Genomic DNA, 5,213 nt, shown 5'->3' on the forward strand with positions numbered 1-5,213 from the left:
AAAGAGGGCCTTAAAGATGTGGAAAAAAGTCTTGAAGGTGCAGTGACAACCGGGGAAAAAGACCGGATAACAGAAGCAAAACAGCATTCAGCATACGTGCTTGATGTGTTAGTTAATATTCAAGCCAGTAACCAGAGCCTGAATTTGCCCGCTAATCTTAAAGAGTTATTCAATACTTATACTAAACATAAGTTTTTTGTCGCCTCATCACTCTTAGATGGGGATGTCGATTTCCAAGTTATTGCTCCACGATCTCAACAAGCAAATACAGCACTTCAGACCTTAGAAAAGTCACTAACAGATTCGGTTCAGTCAATCCATATTGCATCTAGTAACGTGGTCGCTAAAACCTTTAAACAGAATGAAACAAGCCGTATTGTCGGCATTATGTTGGGTATTATTTTAATTGTGACCATGGTGGTATCGAGCTATCTATTAACTCGTAGTATCACCAATTCAATAAAGCAAGTGACTGATTCATTGAGGGATATTGTTGAGGGTGAAGGTGATTTAACTAAACGCATAGAATACTCGCGTAAAGATGAGGTGTCACATTTAGTACATTGGTTTAATGAATTTATTAAATCAATGCACAGCAATATTAGCTCTACCCAAGAGACAATAACAACCTTGGAGAGAGTTTCAACACGTTTAGCAACAACCAGCATGGATAGCACCCAGTTAATTCAGTCACAAGAGACTGCAATGGCTTCGGTGATGGCGGCGGTTCAGCAACTTACCGAAAGTGTTGTGTCTGTTGCTGAAAGTGCGTTATTGGCATCAACAGAAGCTTCCAACGCTAATGATACCGCTAAAGAAGGCCGAGACGTTGTGGAGTCAACTGTTGCGAGCATTAATGCCCTTGCTATAGACGTGAATAAAACTGCAGGAATGGTCAGTGAGTTTGAGTTGTTGGCAAATAACGCTGGGGAATTCTTAAGCACGATTAGTCGCATTGCAGCTCAAACTAATCTATTAGCACTTAACGCAGCAATTGAAGCTGCAAGAGCGGGTGAGCATGGTCGAGGCTTTGCGGTTGTTGCCGATGAAGTACGTTCTTTAGCATCGCATACACAAGATGCAACAGCACAAATAAAACAAGCTTTAGAAGAAATTCAAAAAGGAGCTTCTTCAGTTGTTGTAGCTATGAATTCTGGTCAGCAAAGTGTTAATACAACAGTTACTGAATCGGAAAAGTCAGGCAGATCGCTTGATGATATCACCCGTAAAGTTGAACGTATTTTGAGCCTAAACAAACAAATCGCTGATGAAACAGATGAGCAAAAAGTAACATATGAAGCGATATCCAACAGTATTACCGATGCAAATCAAATTTCCTCTTCGGTTAGAGATGGCGCCGAAGTTATTTTGCATGAAAGTAAAGAAATTCAAAATGTAACCCAAAGACTGGGTCAAGTGATTAATCAATACAAGGTCTGATCTATAACACGTTGAATGTAGTTTTTACCCACGCGTTAACTTAATCAATAAACAAAAATACCACTCTATATTTTTAGGATAAATGATGATGAATAAAAAGTATTACCTTATTCCTGTGCTGATGACAACGGCCTTGTCCGTGGCAGCAGCGGAAGATACCGTAGATCAGCGAGTCAGTCAGCTAGAGCAAGAAATTCAATTACTTAAAAGCAGTAGCGCAAGTGATATAGCCGACCGAATTAAGGTTAACGGTTTTTTTAGCGTGGGCGCTACACGGTCTAATAATGATGCTGGTTATGCAGGTTCTAATGACAGTTATGAATTGAACTCATTAAGTTTACTTGGCTTACAAGCAGAGTTTACTTTGGGTGAACAGACTAGTGTTGTGTCGCAACTTGTTGCCAAAGGTGAAGATGATTATGACCCATCATTTGAATGGGCTTATATAAAGCATACCTTTGACAATGATGTCACAGTACGAGGCGGTAAACTTCGTGTTCCTATTTTTATGTACTCTGATTTTCTTGATGTGGGCTATGCACAACCTTTTATCCGCCCGCCAGAAGAAGTTTACGGAGCCGTGCCTTTTAGTACTTATGTCGGCGGTGATATTGCTTACGATCTAGAATTAGATGACTCAACCATTCAGTTGCAAGCATTTGCCGGTAAAGCCAAAGAAGGTAATATCGAATTTAACTACATGTATGGTGCCAGTGCTGGTTGGCAGTACGACAATTTATTGCTTCGCGCTGTCTACGGTACTTCACAAATTAGTGTCCCTTCAACAAGTTCGTTTTACAGTATTATTCCTGAGGATACCAAAGCAGAGTTTTTTGGACTCGGTTTAAAATATGATGATGGAGCCAACTTGATTACGGGTGAATATACCACAGTAGAAGTTGATGGACAGATGTCAGATACTAAATCTGCTTACCTGACATACGGACGCCGTTTTGGTGATTGGATGCCTTATGTGACTATTGCTAGACTGGAAACTACAGATAATTCTGAACGCGTTGGTCAATATTTTAACTTGGGGGGCATGACTGTACCTGTAGCGCCATTATTAACGGCAGAACGAGATGCATATTCATTAGGGGTCCGTTACGACGTTATGAGCAACGTATCAATAAAAGCTGATGCAACGTTAATCAACAATTTTGGCGATACAGTCGGCATGATTAGTAACGCTACTCTGGCAAGTAACCTTGATCTTACAACCTTTGGTTCTAAGCAAGATGACTCTTTGGTTTATTCAATTCGCTTAGACTGTGTATTTTAATTAGGGAGCAAGATGATGAAATCAGTATTTATAATATTAGGCCTCCTAATTGGCATGGGTAGTGCTTTTGCTGAGCCTGTGATCGTTGGGAACTTAAATGGTGTCGACAATATTAGTGCAAGCGACGCCAAGAAGTTGTTTTTAGGTAAATTGAAAACGTTGCCAAATGGCACTAAGCCAATTGTTGTTGAATATCCAGATGGTTCAGCTATTCGTGAAGAGTTTCATAGCAAGGTGACGCAAAAGTCAGGATCTCAACTGCAGGCTTACTGGTCGCAGTTGGTATTTACAGGAAAGGGCACGCCGCCAAAGGAAGTCAGTTCGTCAGCCGCGGTTATTGCTGAAATAACATCTAATAGTTCAGTAATTGGTTACATTGATTCTACAGAGGTAACCGATCAACTAAAGATTATTTACCAACCATAATCTATCTTCTGAAATATGAATTGGGTCAACGCTTACTAGGCAACGAATATCATTAAGTTGATTGGTAAGCTACGACCCATATCCCGATTAAACAAGATATCATCGCTAAATCAAATCTGACTCTGCAAGCTATTCGGTATTCAACCCACTAACGCTTGTGGATCTGGTGCGCGCATTCTATCCCACCACTCTTTGTCGGCAACAATTTGGCCTTGATCATCAATGGCTGGGTAGGGGATCTGTTTGCGGCGACACGCTTTAGCATAAACCGGATGACCTTGTTCAAACAACATCGTCTGGCAGTAACTGTTATCAAGTCTTCGTTTGCCGTACATATTAGCCACTTCGCGCTGGCGCTGAGCTTCATACATCACTAGTGCTGCCGCAACCGACACGTTAAGCGATTGCACCATGCCACGCATGGGAATAATAATATGTTGGTCTGCTGCGGCAATTGCTTCTGCGCTGACGCCGTCTCGTTCATTACCCATTACGATGGCAGTGGGTTGAGTATAATCAATCTCACGAAAATCGACTGCAGAGTCAGAAAATGTAGTGGTTAATACCTGCATTTTCTGTTTTTTAAAAGCTTGGTGAGCTTCTTCAAACGTGTAATGTTTAACGGTATCAACCCATTGCTGGCTGCCAGAAGCGGTATTACCCGATACCCGCATATCATCATCTGGCCACACTGCATGAATTTGATGTATGCCCACACAGTCAGCAGAGCGAAGAACCGCAGCAATATTATTGGTCATATGCACTTTATCAAGGCAAACCGTTAAGTCGACTTGGCGGTTATCAAGCATTTGATTTATTCGGGCAAAACGTTCTGGACTCATGAGGTATTTCTACTTAATTTTATTCAACATATTTAAACATTAGCTTTCAACAGAAAGGGCGCTAAATGCGCCGGGAAGCGATTAATATTGATAGCAGGTGATTATTTCGAGTGGCATTATAGCGTTAAAATGCTAACGCTTGCGCTCATGCATGTTGTACTGAATGAATCTTATTGATTAAAAATAAATTTCTTAAAAGTCATTACTTATTAAACTCTATCTTTTCGGCCTAAAAATCATCATAAAAAGCTTATGTCATCTAGGCTGCAGGTTTCTATATTGACTACCCTAGTACTGCTAGTTAAATGGGAGCATATTAAACAGTATGGCTTCAAATATTGCCCAAGGTATTAGGTTGCCAAATTACCCAGAAATAGTAGACATCTCACCACAAATTGATGAGGGTTTTACTATACTTATCAAGACAAAAGATTATAGGACTATTTATTATGGTTAACGTCAAAAGGATTGTTCTGGATGTGCTTAAACCTCATCAACCTAATGCACTTGATTTTGCACGAACCATTGCAGAAACAGGTGTCGATTATCGAGTTAAACTGATTGTTCTTGAGATAGATGAAAATACCGAAACGGTTCAAATACAGCTGTTTGGGAGCGAAATCGATTTTAATACCATTCAATCTGCCATTACCAATATGGGAGGGTCTCTTCACAGTATTGATGAGGTTGAAGTACATAATGAAACGGTTGCTGGTTAATATATTATGAGTCTGTTAACGCAGGCCAATTTTTTATTAGATATCACTCGTACTCGGGGTATTGTGCGTCGTTATTTTGTGGTCAACGGTTTTGATGGTGCACTTACCATGCTAGGGCTGATAATGGGTTTTATTGTCAGTGCACCCACGGATTTATCAATGGTTGTTGGTGTCTGTCTGGGGGCGGCGATTGCGCTAAGCATGAGTGGTATTAGCAGTGCTTACATCAGTGAATCTGCCGAGCGAAAGTATGCTTTGGGGGAGCTGGAGAAGGCAATGATTAGTGATCTCCATAATAGTGCGCATGGCGTCGCCTCGCGGTGGGTACCCTTGTTGATTGCATTGGTGAATGGCTTAGCCCCGCTGGTCATTTCACTGTTAATATTGTCACCACTATGGCTATCTATTACTGGCATCAACCTTCCTGTTCCACCTCTTTATGCTGCCATCTTAGTGGCACTGCTACTCACTTTTTTATTGGGGGTATTTCTTGGCCGGATATCA

At 41.0% G+C, this 5,213-nt stretch carries 6 protein-coding genes; 5 read left to right on the forward strand and 1 reads right to left on the reverse strand.

Features of this window, described 5'->3' with window-relative positions; genetic code table 11:
* The 3 genes from CXF78_RS09380 to CXF78_RS09390 all read left to right on the forward strand — a co-directional run.
* A partial coding sequence (locus CXF78_RS09380; protein ID WP_102036617.1) for a methyl-accepting chemotaxis protein occupies positions 1-1,440 on the forward strand: 1,440 nt, incomplete at its 5' end.
* Positions 1,441-1,525: 85 nt separating this feature from the next.
* Positions 1,526-2,722, forward strand: coding sequence for a porin family protein (locus CXF78_RS09385; protein ID WP_102036618.1), 1,197 nt, complete (start codon positions 1,526-1,528; stop codon positions 2,720-2,722).
* 12 nt (positions 2,723-2,734) lie between these two features.
* Positions 2,735-3,148, forward strand: coding sequence for a type 2 periplasmic-binding domain-containing protein (locus CXF78_RS09390; protein WP_102036619.1), 414 nt, complete (start codon positions 2,735-2,737; stop codon positions 3,146-3,148).
* Positions 3,149-3,288: 140 nt separating this feature from the next.
* Here the strand turns inward: CXF78_RS09390 and trmH are convergent, their stop codons facing one another.
* A complete protein-coding gene (gene trmH / locus CXF78_RS09395; RefSeq protein WP_011638558.1) occupies positions 3,289-3,990 on the reverse strand; it encodes a tRNA (guanosine(18)-2'-O)-methyltransferase TrmH in 702 nt (233 codons plus the stop codon).
* 449 nt (positions 3,991-4,439) lie between these two features.
* On the opposite strand from trmH, the gene CXF78_RS09400 reads away from it, so the two are divergent.
* Entirely contained in the window at positions 4,440-4,709 is a 270-nt protein-coding gene (locus CXF78_RS09400) for a DUF211 domain-containing protein (protein WP_011637748.1), read from the forward strand.
* 6 nt (positions 4,710-4,715) lie between these two features.
* Positions 4,716-5,213, forward strand: a 498-nt coding sequence (locus tag CXF78_RS09405; protein WP_102036620.1) for a hypothetical protein, incomplete at its 3' end; no start/stop codon positions are given.

This window comes from Shewanella sp. 11B5 (assembly GCF_002836795.1).
Taxonomy (GTDB): Bacteria; Pseudomonadota; Gammaproteobacteria; order Enterobacterales; family Shewanellaceae; genus Shewanella; species Shewanella frigidimarina.